Below are 14555 nucleotides of genomic sequence, written 5' to 3'. Positions count from 1 at the left end.
GTTCCCATGGAAAAAACATACAATCCGCAGTCTATTGAACAAGCGCTCTACCGTGTATGGGAAGAGAAAGGTTACTTCAAGCCCCACGGTGACGAGTCCCAGGGCAACTATTGCATCATGATCCCGCCGCCAAATGTCACCGGCAGCCTGCATATGGGACACGCCTTCCAGGATACCATTATGGACACCCTGATCCGTTACCAGCGGATGAAAGGCAAGAACACCCTCTGGCAAGTGGGTACCGACCATGCCGGTATCGCCACCCAGATGTTGGTGGAGCGCAAAGTCGCCGCCGAAGAAGGCAAGAGCCGCCACGACCTGGGCCGTGAAGCCTTTATGGACAAGGTATGGGAATGGAAGAACCAGTCCGGTGGCACCATTACCCGCCAGATGCGTCGCCTGGGCGCCTCGGTAGACTGGGACCGCGAACGTTTCACCATGGACGAAGGTCTGTCGGAAGCCGTGCAGGAAGTGTTTGTTCGCCTCTATGAAGATGACCTCATCTATCGCGGTAAGCGCCTGGTTAACTGGGATCCCAAGCTGCACACTGCAATTTCCGATCTGGAAGTGGAAAACAAGGAAAAGCAGGGCCACATGTGGCATTTCCGCTATCCACTCGCCGATGGCGCCCTGACCGCCGACGGTAAAGACTATCTGATTGTCGCCACCACACGTCCGGAAACCATGCTGGGTGACAGCGCCGTTGCCGTGCACCCTGACGATGAACGTTATCAATCCCTGATAGGCAAAGAGATCATTCTGCCAATCGTTAACCGCCGTATTCCTGTGGTGGCCGATGACTATGTGGATATGGAGTTCGGTACCGGCTGCGTGAAGATCACCCCGGCCCACGACTTCAACGACTATGAAGTCGGCAAGCGTCACAATCTGCCCATGTTCAACATACTCACCCAGGATGCCGCCATCCGCACCGTGGCCGAAGTGGTGAATGTCGATGGTAGCCTCAACACCGAATTGGACGCCTCTTTGCCAAGCCGTTACGCCGGTATGGACAGATTCAAGGCCCGCGATGCCGTTGTCGCCGAATTCGAGACCCTGGGTCTTTTGGAAAAAATCGAGCCCCACGGCCTGAAAGTGCCTTATGGCGACCGCAGTGGCGTGGTGATTGAGCCCCTGCTGACCGACCAATGGTATGTGTCTGTCAAACCACTGGCCAAGACAGCCATAGAAGCGGTGGAAAACGGCGATATCAAGTTTGTGCCTCAGCAATACGAGAACATGTATTTCTCCTGGATGCGTGACATTCAGGACTGGTGTATTTCACGCCAGCTGTGGTGGGGTCATCGCATTCCGGCCTGGTATGACGACAGCGGCAAGGTCTATGTCGGCCGTAACGAAGCCGAAGTACGCGCCAAGCACAACTTGGCAAGCGATATTGCTCTGCGTCAGGACGATGATGTACTGGATACCTGGTTCTCCTCTGCCCTGTGGACCTTCTCAACCCTGGGTTGGCCACAGCAGACTCCTGAGCTGAAAACCTTCCACCCCACAGACGTGCTGGTGACAGGTTTCGACATCATCTTCTTCTGGGTAGCCCGGATGATCATGATGACCATGCACTTCATCAAGGATGAAGACGGCACACCTCAGGTGCCTTTCAAGACTGTCTATGTGACCGGGCTTATCCGTGATGAGCAAGGCAACAAGATGTCCAAGTCCAAGGGTAATGTGCTGGATCCTCTGGATATGATCGATGGCATAGATCTCGAATCTCTGGTTGGCAAGCGCACCGGTAACATGATGCAGCCGCAACTGGCCGCCAAGATAGAAAAGAGCACCCGCAAGGAGTTTGCCGACGGCATCGAAGCCCACGGTACCGACGCGCTGCGCTTTACCCTGGCCGCCATGGCATCCACCGGCCGTGACATCAACTGGGACATGAAGCGCCTGGACGGTTACCGCAGTTTCTGTAATAAGCTGTGGAATGCTTCCCGCTATGTACTGATGAATACCGAAGATCAGGATTGCGGCCCCAACTCACCCAACGGCAAGACCGGCGGTGAGATGCAGCTGTCACTGGCGGATCGCTGGATCACAGGTCTGTTCAACCAAACGGTCAAGACCTTCGAAGAGCATATGGGCGCCTATCGTTTCGACCTGGCCGCCAATACCCTGTACGAATTCACCTGGAACCAGTTCTGTGACTGGTATCTTGAGCTGACCAAGCCTGTGCTGCAAAACGGCTCTGAAGCCGAGCAGCGTGGCACCCGTCATACTCTGGTGACTGTACTCGAGCAGCTGTTGCGCCTGATGCATCCACTGATGCCATACATCACTGAAACCATCTGGCACCGTGTCAAACCACTTGCCGGTGTGGAAGGTGAAACCCTGATGCTAGCCGCCTTCCCTGAGTATCAGGCCGACAAAGTCGATACCGAGGCCATGGCCGACTTGGAATGGGTCAAGCAGGTGATTGTTGCCGTGCGTAACATCCGCGCCGAGCTGAACATAGCTCCGTCCAAGCCGCTCAACGCCTTACTGCGCAGTGTCAGTGCCCGCGACAAGGCCCGTGTCGAAGCCAACCAAACCTTCTTCACTACCTTGGCCAAGCTGGAAAGCATGACGATTCTGGCCGATGGCGACAACGCGCCCATGTCCACCACCCAACTGGTGGGCGAGATGGAACTGTTGATCCCTATGGCAGGGCTTATCGACGTAGCCGCCGAGATGGCTCGTATCGACAAGCAGCTGGAGAAGCTGAGTGGCGAAGTGGCCCGAATTGAAGGCAAGCTGTCCAATGAAGGCTTTGTTGCCAAAGCCCCGGCCGCCGTTATCGACAAAGAGCGCAGCAAGATGGCTGATCTCAAGCGCGATATGGACAAGCTCAAAGAGCAGCAAGCCGAGCTGGCCAAACTGGAAGCCTAACGGTTAACCCTAGAGCGATAAACGTAAGGGCAGTCAATGGACTGCCCTTTTTTTATTATTCGCTTGCGCTCTGCTCCAAGTGACTAGCAAGATTAAGATAATTTCATCAGTCAGATCTGGCTATCGGAATGACATATTGTTAGATTGGGGAAATATTCCAAGGGGAGTAACTTCTCGCCGGCTTGTCGTCATTACGGTGTTTGCGCACCCGGCAACCGGGCAAAGCCACTGAGCTGTTGCTTTGTAAGTGAGACCTTGCCGACAGGCAAGATCCGTGCTCCTTCAGCTGGCCTGCCGTCGGTGGCGGGCTTTGTTGTATTTGGAGATAACGAAATGGGTACCTGGTGGTTGTGGAGCGGATTTCTGGTAATAGTACTGGGGATCCTTTGGATAGATCTTAAGTTTGTCGGCGGTGGTCACAGCCATAAAGTCTCTATCAAAGAAGCTGGGATCTGGACCCTGGTATGGATAAGTGTCGCCATGCTGTTTAACTTGGGAGTCTGGTTCTATCTGAAACAGACCGCAGGTCTCGAAGTCGCCAATCAGCAAGGGCTGGAGTTTCTCACCGCCTACCTCATCGAAAAAGCCCTGGCCGTGGACAATGTGTTTGTCTGGTTGATGCTGTTTAGCTATTTCGCTATCCCCGCCGAACTGCAAAGACGGGTGCTACTCTACGGGGTACTGGGCGCCATAGTGATGCGTACCGCCATGGTATTTGGCGGCACCTGGCTGATTAATCAGTTCCATTGGGTGCTGTATCTTTTCGGGGCCTTTTTGCTGTTTACCGGCGCCAAGATGCTGTTTGCCAAGGAAGATAATGAAACCGATCTCTCCAACAGCAAACTGCTCGGCTGGCTCAGAAAACACCTGAGAGTGGTGAAAAATCTTCAGGGTGAGCATTTTGTGGTGCGTCGCCGCGGCATATTATTTGCCACGCCTCTGCTGCTGGCGTTGATCGCTGTGGAAATCAGCGACATCATCTTCGCAGTAGACAGTATCCCGGCCATCTTCGCGGTCACGACAGATCCCTTTATCGTACTGACGTCCAACATCTTCGCCATCATGGGACTCAGGGCCATGTACTTTCTATTGGCGGGCGCCGCCGAACGTTTTGTCCTGCTCAAATATGGCCTGGCGCTGATCCTGATATTCATAGGTATCAAGATGCTTCTACTGGATATCTATCATCTGCCTATCATGCTGGCACTGGCGGTGATCGCAATTATTCTACTGGTCAGCATACTGGGTAGTTTGTGGCTGACCCGAAGTCAGCAAGCACCAAAGCAATAGCTTATTTTTTCAGCTAACTGTGAGTCACTCAAGAGATATCAAAGCGCCGGACAAAATGTCCGGCTTTCCCCAGCAGCAACTTACTCCACGACAACTCACCGCCTTATGATAATTAAATAGGAAATGAAAAAAATCGCCCAACGGGTCTGTTTGAATCACACCTGAAAACAATGAGAAAAACAGTGCATTGGTGTTTTTTTTATCACCAATGCCAAAGTATAATGCCGGTTTATCGCGACAACGGAAACCTGCCATGCCGGCTTTTATCAAAGAAGAAATATCGCTGCTTATCGCCTTGGTCACCCTGCTGTTCTTTAAGACAGGTGGCGCCGAGTATCTGGCGGACGGCGCTCCCCTCGCCGTTTATATCCCGCTGTCGATATTGCTGCTCGTGGTCGTGATCTGGACCATTTTTGGGGTCGTAAAGCATTCGGACATTCTGGCGATTCGACTGGGCGATCCCTATGGGACCCTGATCCTCACCCTGTCGGTGATCTCACTGGAAGTGGTGATGATCTCCTCTGTGATGCTGACTGGTGACTCCAACCCAACCTTGGCCCGAGACACCATGTTTGCCGTGGTGATGATCATCTCTACCGGCCTGGTGGGGCTGACGCTGCTGCTGGGCGGTTGGCGTTATCATACCCAGCAATTCAACCTCGACGGGGTAAAATCCTACCTGGTCGCCATTATCCCGCTGGCCCTGGTGTGTCTGGTGCTGCCCAATTTTACCGAAGGCGGCAGCATAGGCGGCTTATCGGTTTCCATGTCCTGGATGCTTGGCTTGGTGTCAGTAATGCTCTATGGCATCTTCCTGATGATCCAAACCAAGAGCCATAGCCATTTCTTTGTCGACGCCGATCACCTGGATGATGAGCACCATCATCATGCCTCCAGCCACTCCAACCTCTACCACGGAGTGCTGTTGCTCATCTGCCTGCTGACCGTGATGCTACTGGCCAAGACCCTGGCCATGCCCATCAACTACAGCATTACCACTCTGGGCGCACCGGCGAGCCTGGGGGGCTTCCTGGTAGCCTGTATTATTCTGGCGCCGGAAGCCGTGGGAGCAATAAAAGCCGCGCTCAACAATCAGTTGCAAAGAGCGATGAATCTCTATTTTGGATCTGTACTGGCCACCATAGCCCTGACCGTACCTGCGGTACTTCTGGTGGGCAGTATTGCCGGTGAAGAGGTCAGACTGGGGCTCAGTCCCGCAGATATGGTACTGCTGGTGACCACGCTTATGGTTTGTAAGGTGAGTTTCAGCAGTGGCCGCACCCATGCACTGCACGGGGCGACTCACCTGGTGTTGTTTGTGGTCTATCTGTTCTTGATGTTTGAATAATCATTCGCGGATGTTGGCCATGAAAAACACATCCACATATTCGCCATCACGGAAGGCATAGTCCCGCGCCTCGCCCTCAATCACAAAGCCATGGCGTTTGTAGAGCGCTATGGCGGCGTGATTGTCGGTATAAACCGTCAGCTCTAGGCGTCTCACCGCCAACCAGTTATGGGCCAAATCCACAGCGGCTGCCAGCAGCGTAGAACCCACGCCGATACCGCGGCACTCTTCACTCACCGCCATCCCCAGATCGGCCACATGCTTACGTCTGGGGTTGGTTTGTACCTGTAAGGAGAGTTGACCGGCCACCTCCCCTTGCCACTCTGCGACCAGTGAATAATAACCATCCGGCAGTTCGCCCAGACGCTTATACCACTTTTCGAGTGACGGAAAGGGCTGCTGCAAGGTGCCGGCATAACAGCTGGGCTGAGTAAAGAGCGCCCGTATTGCCGGAATATCCGTGTGCTCGCTGTGGCGCACCACAACCTCTTGTTGTGACTGACTCACCTTGGGTTCAAACTCTGTTACCTGCACTCTGTTATTCTCCTTAACTAAAAGCCGCCAAGCCTGTCTGGGCCCGTCCCAGGATCAAGGCATGAATATCATGGGTCCCCTCATAGGTATTGACCGCTTCCAGGTTCATCAGATGCCGGATGACATGAAACTCATCACTAATACCATTACCACCGTGAATGTCCCTGGCCTGGCGGGCGATCTCCAGCGCCTTGCCGCAGGAGTTACGCTTGATTAGCGAGATGGCCTCGATAGCCAAACTGCCCTGATCCAGCAAACGACCGGCCTGCAAGCAGGCAAACAGCGCCGTGGTGATCTCTGTCTGCATGTCCACCAGCTTTTTCTGGATCAGTTGATTGGCCGCCAGCGGCCTGCCAAACTGGACTCGGTCCAGACTATATTGCCGCGCGGCATGCCAGCAAAACTCGGCCGCGCCCAACGCGCCCCAGGCGATGCCGTATCTGGCCTTGTTGAGACAACCAAAGGGTCCCTTGAGCCCCTCGACGTTGGGCAGCAAGGCCTCGACACCCACTTCAACCCCGTCCAGCACGATTTCGCCGGTTATCGAGGCTCTGAGAGAGAACTTGCCCTCTATCTTGGGCGCCGACAACCCAGGAGTGCCCTTTTCCACTAAAAAGCCGCGGATAACCCCATCCAGCTTGGCCCAAACCAGGAACAGATCAGCGATGGGAGAGTTGGTGATCCACATCTTGTTGCCATGGAGCCGATACCCTCCCGGGATGGCTTCGGCGCGAGTCTTCATGCCGCCGGGATCTGACCCCACATCCGGCTCGGTCAGGCCAAAACAGCCAATCAGCTCTCCCCGTGCCAACCTTGGCAGGTATTTCTGTTTCTGCTCTTCACTGCCATAGGCAAAAATCGGATGCATCACCAAAGAGGACTGCACACTCATGGCCGAACGATAACCACTGTCGACCCGCTCTATCTCCCGGGCAATCAGGCCATAGCTGACATAGTTGACCCCGGCGCCGCCATATTCAGTCGGCAGAGTCGCCCCGAGTAACCCCAGAGCACCAAGCTCTGTCATGATCTCGGGATCAAAGTATTGCTCGCGATTTGCCTGCAGGATCCTGGGTTGCAACTTGCTTTGGGCATATTCATGCACAGTGTCACGGATCATCCTTTCTTCCGGCTGCAACAGACTGTCAAACTGCAAGGGATCTTGCCAATCGAAGGGATTACGGGCCATAGCTTTGTCCTTTTTTTCAGCTGATTTTCATCATGCTACCTCAGTCCCGGATTTCTGCCCAGCGCTGAAACCTCCGCCAAACAAAGATTACGTCTGTATCAAATTGCTACTTTCATGAAAGAAATCTCTGAATTTGCGCCGGACAAATGTTAGTCTTCAGCACTATTCTTAGTCATAGCTTTTAGTAATATTTTCGGTATTCAATGTCTGTACGGCTCTGCTTATTCATAATCGGCCTCTTGTCTCTCAATGCCTGGGCGCATCCCTATTGCAAAGAGACAGAATGCATCCCTACTGATAAATGGGATCTTGGACTGGCCTTGGGTTACGGTCAAAAAACCAACCCCTTACGCCAGCAGGACGATATTCCTCTCTATGTCATTCCCAGTATTGCCTACTATGGTGAAAACTGGTTTTTTGACAATGGTAATCTGGGACTGACCCTGGCAGAGTCGGAGAACTACACCATTAATCTGGTGACGGCTTACAGCAGAGAGCGGGCTTTTTTCTATCGCTGGGATCCCAGCAATGTGTTTACTTTCGGTGGCAGCTCTCAGATGTCCAAGGCCACCGAGAGTCGCGCGGCACCCATGATGTTAATGCAAGCCAATGAACCACCAAAAGTATTTAATGAATTGGAAGACAGACACTTTACATTTCTTGGCGGAGCCGAGGCTTTTTTTTACACTCAATACGGTATACTGAATCTTTCGCTTACTCATGATATGTTCAATGTTCACCAGGGCACTGAGGCCAAAGCCAGGTGGTTGTATCATCTGAATTTGGAACGCTGGAAACTTGAGTTCGCCCTGAATATAGAGTGGAAGAGTAAAGAAATAGTCGATTATTACTTTGGCGTAAGACCAAGCGAGAATGCCTATTGGAGTCAGGCTTACCAGGGGAGTTCAGGCTTTAACCGCGGGCTGGAGTTTACCGGCCGTTATAGCCTCAACGAGGACTGGGATCTTGTATTGGGACTGCGTTATACCAAACTTGCCGATGAAATAGCCAAGAGCCCTCTGCTGGATGAAGATGATGTCAGGGCTTTTTTCATTGGTGCTGCCTATAGGTTTTAAACAAGGTGCGCATAGCAAACAGCTGGCGTTGGCTGTTCCTGCTGCTGATGTTGTCAATGATATTTGCAACCAAGGTGCAGGCTGACCCAGATAATAACAATCAAGAAATCAAGCTGGCTATCACACCTCAGCTCTGCATTCTCAAGAGTGAAGAGGACACCTGTTCGCTTGACGTCAGTTTAAGCTGGACAAATACAAATGGTGCGGTTTGTATCCTTTCTGATTATGAAGGGTTACAACGTTGGTGCAGTGAAACTGAAGATGTGCACAGCCTCACATTCCGGCTTACAACCAGTGAGGACATTCATTTTGTCATGGTAGATAAAGACACATGGCAAACCTTAGCCGGCGTTTACTTTAGAACGACCCCCGTATCTGACACCAATGTCAGGCGCAGATATCGCAACCCTTGGAGTTTATTCTGATGACCTCAGCTCAATCGACTCACCGAGTTTTATTGGTAGAAGACGACATTCGTCTGGCCAACCTTATTGTGGATTATCTCAAGTCCCATGGCATGCATGTAGAAGTTGAGCGCCGCGGAGACACAGTACTGACCAGACTACTCAACTACAAGCCGGACATTATCCTGCTGGACATCATGTTGCCGGGCATGGATGGATTATCACTTTGCGAAAAACTACCGGATTACTTTGCCGGCCCGATCCTGCTGATGAGCGCGCTTGGCTCCAATGAAGATCAGATCAAAGGCCTGGAACTGGGCGCCGATGACTATGTGGTAAAACCGGTTGACCCGGCGCTCCTGGTCGCACGGATCAACAATCTGTTGAGACGTCATACCAAGCCACCTATGGCCGAATCCCACTGCCTGAGTTTTGGTAAGCTGAGCATAGATCCTCACACTCAGGCAATTCGTTTAGGCGAGAAAGAGGTGGATCTCACCAGTCACGAATTTGAACTCCTGTGGCTGCTGGCATCCCAGGCCGGCCAAGTACTGAGCCGCCAATATATCTATCAGTGCCTGCTCAATATCGACTTCGACGGTAAGGATCGCAAGATAGACGTACGTATCTCCCGCCTGCGCAAGAAGCTGGGCGATAACATAGAAACGCCATTCAGGATTAAAACGGTTTGGGGCCAGGGATATCTATTTGCCCCCGAAGCTTGGAACAGCTAATCCCCAAATAGGTTACCGCGTGAAACGCCTCTTCATCAGTTTGTATCTACTGATCAGCCTGAGCTTTCTCGGGCTGGGATGGACCCTAGACGCCCTTTGGCAGCAACACGATGACGAGGCGGAACTATTGGCCGATGCGCCGCTTATGGCCATGGCTGCCATCTTGAAGCCCATGAGCCCAGAACAGCGGCAACAGGCGATCGCTGCCGCCAATGTCAATGCCACCTATCCATTGCGTCTGTTCAGTGCCGACAAGATCACCCTGGCCGATGATGGCGAGTTGGCTCCCGGTGAAGTCTTCACTACCCTGACCAACTCAGGTAGACAGATGCAGTTTATCCGCCTGGACCAACAGGTGCTAATGACAGGCCCGATAGACACAGATCCCAGAGCCAGACTACGTGGCCTATTCACCCTGTTTTTCTATCTGTCGCTGGCCGGTGTGGCCTTGGTTTGGGTCTGGCCGCTATCGAGAGACCTCAAGGTGCTCAAACAAGCAACCGAAGCCCTCGGACAAGCCAAATGGGATACCCGTATCAAGCTGTCACCCCGCTCTCAGGTAAAACCCCTGGCACAAACCTTCAATGAGATGGCGCGGCATATCGGTGCTCTTATCGACAACCAACGCCACCTGGCCAATGCCGTCTCCCACGAGATCCGCACGCCGCTGGCCAGGCTCAAGTTTGCCCTGGCGCTGATCCCCAACTATTGCCGTGAAGGCGCCGATGAAACCGCCAGAGCCGACTTTATTGCCGGCATGACAGAAGATGTCAAAGAGATGGAATCCTTGCTGCAGGAGATGCTCACCTATGCCAGCCTGGAGTCGGCCCAAACAGGGCTGAGGCAGGAGAACTGCGATCTCAGCGCCCTCTGCCGTCAAGTGATAGATAGACTGCAGAGCCTGAGCCCGATTCCAATAACCCTGGATAGCTCCGTCGCCAAACTACTCTTCACCTGTGAACCGGCCCTGATTGAAAGAGCACTGCAAAACCTGCTCACCAATGCCCAGCGCTTTGCCGAAAGCCAAATTCTAGTAACCCTAAGTGATGAAAAAGACAGAGTGACTATCGAGGTTAAAGACGATGGTGAGGGGATCCCCGAAGAGGAACAACGCAAGATATTCGAACCCTTTGTTCGCAGCGACACCTCACGCAACAACAATAAAGGCTTTGGGCTGGGACTGGCAATAATCAAGCGTATAGCCGAACGCCATCATGGGGAAATCCTGCTGTTCAGCCGCCCCGGGGAAACCCGTTTTTGCATAAGCCTGCCCAAGCGAGAACTCAATCGAGACTGAAATCACTGAAATCCAGAGATTCGTCTTCGTCGCCTTTGGCATCAAAGTCCAGGCTGTGATTCAACTGCAGCTCTTCCACCTTTAGCTGCTCCCTGCGAGCCTTTATCTGCGCCAGTTGCCAACGCCTTTTACGCGCCTTGCAAAGGCGAATAACATCCAACTTGCGGGCGTTGGAGAAGTTGAGCCAATCGAACCTCTCTTCGCGGTTCCGAAAACAACCTTTGCAATAGCCCTTGGCATCTGTCTGGCAGACACCGATACAGGGGCTGGGGATATCAAAAAAGACCAGTTGTTCCATAGGGGCGTAAATGCAGGCTCTCTCTGACGGCTGAACCTTAGGTATATCATCTCATTCTTAAAAAGGCGATTTTTTATCCACACCTTGCACAGACGGCCGCTTTGGCACAAAGTCACAGGGTAAGGTATATCCTTTCACGGAGGACAAGCGATGAAATTCAGGACACTCTTGCTGCTGTTACCCCTACTGCTGACAGCCTGCGCCCAGCAGCCGAAACAAGACTACGACCCAGGATACAGCTTCGCCAAGCTACAAAAGTTCACCCCGCTGCCGATTTCCAGCAGTGATGATCCCCTGAGCGCCGAGCGGATCAATCAGGCGATTATCGACACGCTGAAAAGCAAACAATTTATCGAAGTCAAAGAGTCAGCAGATTTCAAGGTTTCCTTTGCCTTTCGCACTACAGATAAGCCGAAAGATTCAGGCCTCTCCATCGGCCTTGGCAGCGGCACCTGGGGATCTGGCGGCGGCATAGGTGTGGGCACAAGTGTGGGTGTGCCTCTGGGAGCCGATGCCAAACTCCAAACCATACAAATCGATATCATAGAAGCGAGCAGCAACCGCCTCATCTGGCGCGGCAGCGATCAGTTCAGCTTCAGCGATGGCGGCGAAGGTAAGGCAGAGGCAACCCGGGAAACCGTGATGCGGATCCTGAGCCAGTTTCCGCCTCAACCGTGAGCCATCACAGTGCGGCCGTTAGCCCATTGACGCAAAGCGTTGAGCTTTTCGGCCATCACCACAGATAAGGGGCGAGTCCGACTCAGAGCATCGAGCAGCCAGGCCTGATTGGCCTCCTGCCCCGCGGCCCTCGCGGCATAACGGGCAGAAATAACCGCCTGCTCTATCTCGGCGCCGGAGAAACCTTCACTGGCGCTTGCCAGAGTCGCCAATTCCAGCGCGGCCGGATCGATATTGCGCTTACGGCAGTGGATGCGGAAGATCTCCTCCCGGGTGGCGCTATCCGGCAGGTCGACAAAAAATATCTCATCCAGGCGTCCCTTACGCAGCAGCTCGGGGGGCAACGCGCTGATATCGTTGGCGGTTGCCACCATAAAGACTTCTGACTTGCGCTCTGCCATCCAGGTCAGCAGGGTGCCGAGGATCCGCTTCGAGGTGCCTTCATCGCTGTTACTGCTGCCCAGCCCCTTTTCAATTTCATCTATCCAGAGTACGCAGGGCGCCATCAATTCCGCCATCTCCAGCGCTTTTTTGAGGTTACGCTCCGTCTCGCCTATGTACTTATTGTAGAGTCCGGCCATATCCAGGCGCAGCAATGGCCGCTGCCAGATACCGGCCACCGCCTTGGCCGCCAGGCTCTTGCCGCTGCCCTGCACCCCTAGCAGCATCACGCCCTTGGGCGTATCGAATGCTTGCTCATCGCTGCCAAGGCGCCTGTGGCTCAGCCACTCCTTGAGTCTCGAAAGCCCGGCAACATCGGCAAAGTCACAGGTGTCGTACTCAAATTGCAACACACCTTCCATATCCAAAAGCGCAAACTTGGCCTTGTTGACCACGGGAATATCCGAGTGGCACAAGGCGCCATCATCCCAGATGGCCTTACGGGCAAGACGGCGGGCATCGGCATGGCTCAGACCGCGAAGATTACCGGCAAGCAGCGGGATCACGGCTTCATCGAGACGATTCAAAACCCCTTTGGCTCGGGCCAGGCGCGCTTCTTCTATGATGAGGTTTTCCAACTGGGCCTGCCCTGGCATGGAGAGGGAGAAATGAGCGCAGTATCGGCTCAGTTCAGGGGGCACATCAAAGGCGTGGCTAACCATCACCAGGGTGTGTTGCAAGGTTTCGTGCTCAAGGGCAATCTCCTTGATCATTCTCACGTTACGCGGCGCCTCAACCACATAGGGGTGAAAGTCACAGAGCACATAGATCCCCTGCTGCTGGCTGGCCTTGATGTGCGCCAGAATATCGGTCGGTTCGGCATTGAATTTCTGCACACCTACTTCCCTGTCCAGCCGCTTGAGCCCCTGGGTAACACTCCAGCCATACAGGGGCCGCATCAGCACACCGGCCACTCGTTTGAGCAGCTCCAATACCCTGGGCTCCTCATACGTTTCAATTATCACCAGGGGCGTACCGCCCCTTAGCACTCCGGTTAAGTCTTTGACATCCTGCATTCTGGCTTCCCGCACGATAATAGCGGACTTAAGAATAACAAAGTTTCAACATCCGCCACAGCAGCGCAAGCAGTGATCCAGCGCACAATTTATCAAGCCTTCCGCCCAAGCTGATTGCCAAAGGGTAAACTAGCAAAAAAATCCGCTGCCACAGGCAGCTACAATAACCAAAGGTACCCACACTATGTTAGGCACTCCCCTTAGCCAAGGCGCCGTGCGCGCCATGCTGCTCGGCTGCGGCGAACTGGGCAAAGAAGTTGCGATTGAACTGCAGCGCCTGGGCGTCGAAGTCATCGGCGTCGACCGCTACCCCAATGCCCCTGCCATGCAGGTCAGCCATCGTTTTCATGTGGTGAACATGCTCGATCCCGAGGCGCTGCGCGCCGTCATCGAGCTGGAAAAACCCCATCTGGTCATTCCGGAAATCGAAGCCATAGCCACAGCGACGCTGGCGCAAATGGAGGCCGAAGGCCTGAAGGTAGTGCCCACCGCCAGAGCCACCCAGTTGACCATGGACAGAGAAGGCATTCGCCGCCTGGCAGCAGAGACGCTGGGGCTCCCCACCTCGCCTTACGTCTTTTGTGACACTGAGGCAGAATTCAATCAGGCGGTGGCCCAAATAGGTTTGCCCTGTGTGGTCAAGCCTGTGATGAGCTCATCGGGCAAGGGCCAGAGCGTGATCCGCGAGCAAGCCCAGATAGCCGCGGCCTGGGAGTATGCCCAGCAAGGTGGCCGCGCCGGTCAAGGCCGGGTGATAGTCGAAGGCTTTGTGCCTTTCGACTACGAAATCACCCTGCTCACCATAAGTGCAGTCAACGGCATTCATTTCTGTGCGCCTATAGGCCACAGGCAGGAAGACGGTGACTACCGCGAATCCTGGCAGCCACAGGCCATGAGCCAAACGGCCCTGGAAAAGGCGCAACAGATAGGCGCCAAAGTAGTTGAGGCGCTCGGCGGTCATGGTTTGTTTGGGGTAGAACTCTTTATCAAGGGCGATGAAGTCTACTTCTCTGAAGTCTCGCCCCGGCCCCACGACACCGGCATGGTGACCCTGATAAGCCAGGATCTGTCCGAGTTTGCCCTGCATGTGCGTGCCATTCTCGGATTGCCGATCGCCAATATCCGCCAGCACGGCCCCAGCGCTTCGGCTGTGGTGCTCAAAGAAGGCGACTCAAACAACCTGCGCTACACGGGCCTTGCTGCAGCGCTGAGCGAAGCCGACACCCAGCTGCGACTGTTCGGCAAGCCGGAGATCCATGGTCGCCGCCGTCTGGGAGTTGCCCTGGCAAGGGATCTGGATATTCAAAGTGCCATAGACAAGGCGCTGCGCTCTGCTGCCAAAGTGGAAGTGATTTTTTAAAAGA

General features: G+C 53.9%; 13 protein-coding genes. 9 read left to right on the top strand and 4 right to left on the bottom strand.

The genetic code is table 11. The annotated features are described in order from the left end of the window. The first annotated feature begins 6 nt into the window (after nucleotides 1–6). The 3 genes from ACMHXE_RS05705 (at nucleotide 7) to ACMHXE_RS05695 (ending at nucleotide 5524) form a co-directional block, all read left to right on the top strand. Nucleotides 7–2886, top strand: coding sequence for a valine--tRNA ligase (locus tag ACMHXE_RS05705; protein WP_226564731.1), 2880 nt, complete (start codon nucleotides 7–9; stop codon nucleotides 2884–2886). A gap of 333 nt (nucleotides 2887–3219) precedes the next feature. Next, a complete protein-coding gene (locus tag ACMHXE_RS05700) occupies nucleotides 3220–4176 on the top strand; it encodes a TerC family protein (RefSeq protein WP_165565506.1) in 957 nt (318 codons plus the stop codon). Nucleotides 4177–4429: 253 nt separating this feature from the next. Continuing rightward, nucleotides 4430–5524 (top strand): calcium:proton antiporter, encoded by a 1095-nt coding sequence (locus tag ACMHXE_RS05695; protein ID WP_224867861.1) that lies wholly within the window; start codon nucleotides 4430–4432, stop codon nucleotides 5522–5524. Here ACMHXE_RS05695 and ACMHXE_RS05690 read toward each other — a convergent pair whose 3' ends face one another. Together ACMHXE_RS05690 and ACMHXE_RS05685 are read right to left on the bottom strand one after the other, a co-directional pair. Then, nucleotides 5525–6058, bottom strand: coding sequence for a GNAT family N-acetyltransferase (locus tag ACMHXE_RS05690; RefSeq protein ID WP_224867864.1), 534 nt, complete (start codon nucleotides 6056–6058; stop codon nucleotides 5525–5527). A 13-nt stretch (nucleotides 6059–6071) separates the two neighbouring features. Next, entirely contained in the window at nucleotides 6072–7247 is a 1176-nt protein-coding gene (locus ACMHXE_RS05685) for an acyl-CoA dehydrogenase (RefSeq protein WP_413731639.1), read from the bottom strand. Between the two features lie 203 nt (nucleotides 7248–7450). Here ACMHXE_RS05685 and ACMHXE_RS05680 point away from each other — a divergent pair, with 203 nt between their 5' ends. The 4 genes from ACMHXE_RS05680 to ACMHXE_RS05665 are packed head-to-tail and all read left to right on the top strand — an operon-like array spanning nucleotide 7451 to nucleotide 10758. Beyond that, nucleotides 7451–8323, top strand: a complete 873-nt coding sequence (locus tag ACMHXE_RS05680; protein WP_101055619.1) for a MipA/OmpV family protein — start codon at nucleotides 7451–7453, stop codon at nucleotides 8321–8323. A 5-nt stretch (nucleotides 8324–8328) separates the two neighbouring features. After that, nucleotides 8329–8748 carry a DUF3019 domain-containing protein gene (locus ACMHXE_RS05675; RefSeq protein WP_039033170.1) on the top strand — a complete coding sequence of 140 codons (420 nt, stop codon included), beginning with the start codon at nucleotides 8329–8331 and terminating at the stop codon, nucleotides 8746–8748. Further along, complete coding sequence (locus ACMHXE_RS05670) at nucleotides 8748–9461, top strand: response regulator (protein ID WP_101055623.1); 714 nt, start codon at nucleotides 8748–8750, stop codon at nucleotides 9459–9461. Before ACMHXE_RS05675 ends, ACMHXE_RS05670 begins: the two co-directional genes overlap by 1 nt. Nucleotides 9462–9480: 19 nt before the next feature. Beyond that, complete coding sequence (locus tag ACMHXE_RS05665; protein WP_165565508.1) at nucleotides 9481–10758, top strand: ATP-binding protein; 1278 nt, start codon at nucleotides 9481–9483, stop codon at nucleotides 10756–10758. Here ACMHXE_RS05665 and ACMHXE_RS05660 read toward each other — a convergent pair. Next, nucleotides 10745–11056: a DUF1289 domain-containing protein gene (locus ACMHXE_RS05660; protein WP_101055629.1), complete on the bottom strand. Its 312-nt coding sequence runs from the start codon at nucleotides 11054–11056 to the stop codon at nucleotides 10745–10747. The two genes, ACMHXE_RS05665 and ACMHXE_RS05660, sit on opposite strands and share 14 nt — an antisense overlap. Nucleotides 11057–11206: 150 nt before the next feature. Here ACMHXE_RS05660 and ACMHXE_RS05655 point away from each other — a divergent pair, with 150 nt between their 5' ends. Continuing rightward, a complete protein-coding gene (locus ACMHXE_RS05655; protein WP_226564738.1) occupies nucleotides 11207–11734 on the top strand; it encodes a DUF4136 domain-containing protein in 528 nt (175 codons plus the stop codon). Here the strand turns inward: ACMHXE_RS05655 and ACMHXE_RS05650 are convergent. Further along, a complete protein-coding gene (locus tag ACMHXE_RS05650; protein WP_165565509.1) occupies nucleotides 11725–13191 on the bottom strand; it encodes an AAA family ATPase in 1467 nt (488 codons plus the stop codon). The genes ACMHXE_RS05655 and ACMHXE_RS05650 overlap by 10 nt on opposite strands. A 184-nt stretch (nucleotides 13192–13375) precedes the next feature. On the opposite strand from ACMHXE_RS05650, the gene purT reads away from it, so the two are divergent. After that, nucleotides 13376–14551 carry a formate-dependent phosphoribosylglycinamide formyltransferase gene (purT, locus tag ACMHXE_RS05645; protein WP_413731635.1) on the top strand — a complete coding sequence of 392 codons (1176 nt, stop codon included), beginning with the start codon at nucleotides 13376–13378 and terminating at the stop codon, nucleotides 14549–14551. Nucleotides 14552–14555: the final 4 nt, after the last annotated feature.

This window comes from Shewanella sp. BJSY2023SW007 (genome assembly GCF_047314525.1).
Taxonomy (GTDB): domain Bacteria; phylum Pseudomonadota; class Gammaproteobacteria; order Enterobacterales; family Shewanellaceae; genus Shewanella; species Shewanella chilikensis.
The sequence above is the reverse complement of the archived record's forward strand: the minus strand, read 5'-3'. Positions and strand labels throughout refer to the sequence as shown.

Coding starts and splice junctions, on each gene's coding strand:
- ACMHXE_RS05655 (WP_226564738.1), top strand. CDS start 11,207: ATGAAATTCAGGACACTCTTGCTGCTGTTACCCCTACTGCTGACAGCC.
- ACMHXE_RS05685 (WP_413731639.1), bottom strand. CDS start 7,247: ATGGCCCGTAATCCCTTCGATTGGCAAGATCCCTTGCAGTTTGACAGT.
- ACMHXE_RS05700 (WP_165565506.1), top strand. CDS start 3,220: ATGGGTACCTGGTGGTTGTGGAGCGGATTTCTGGTAATAGTACTGGGG.
- ACMHXE_RS05705 (WP_226564731.1), top strand. CDS start 7: ATGGAAAAAACATACAATCCGCAGTCTATTGAACAAGCGCTCTACCGT.
- ACMHXE_RS05695 (WP_224867861.1), top strand. CDS start 4,430: ATGCCGGCTTTTATCAAAGAAGAAATATCGCTGCTTATCGCCTTGGTC.
- purT (WP_413731635.1), top strand. CDS start 13,376: ATGTTAGGCACTCCCCTTAGCCAAGGCGCCGTGCGCGCCATGCTGCTC.
- ACMHXE_RS05680 (WP_101055619.1), top strand. CDS start 7,451: ATGTCTGTACGGCTCTGCTTATTCATAATCGGCCTCTTGTCTCTCAAT.
- ACMHXE_RS05650 (WP_165565509.1), bottom strand. CDS start 13,191: ATGCAGGATGTCAAAGACTTAACCGGAGTGCTAAGGGGCGGTACGCCC.
- ACMHXE_RS05660 (WP_101055629.1), bottom strand. CDS start 11,056: ATGGAACAACTGGTCTTTTTTGATATCCCCAGCCCCTGTATCGGTGTC.
- ACMHXE_RS05670 (WP_101055623.1), top strand. CDS start 8,748: ATGACCTCAGCTCAATCGACTCACCGAGTTTTATTGGTAGAAGACGAC.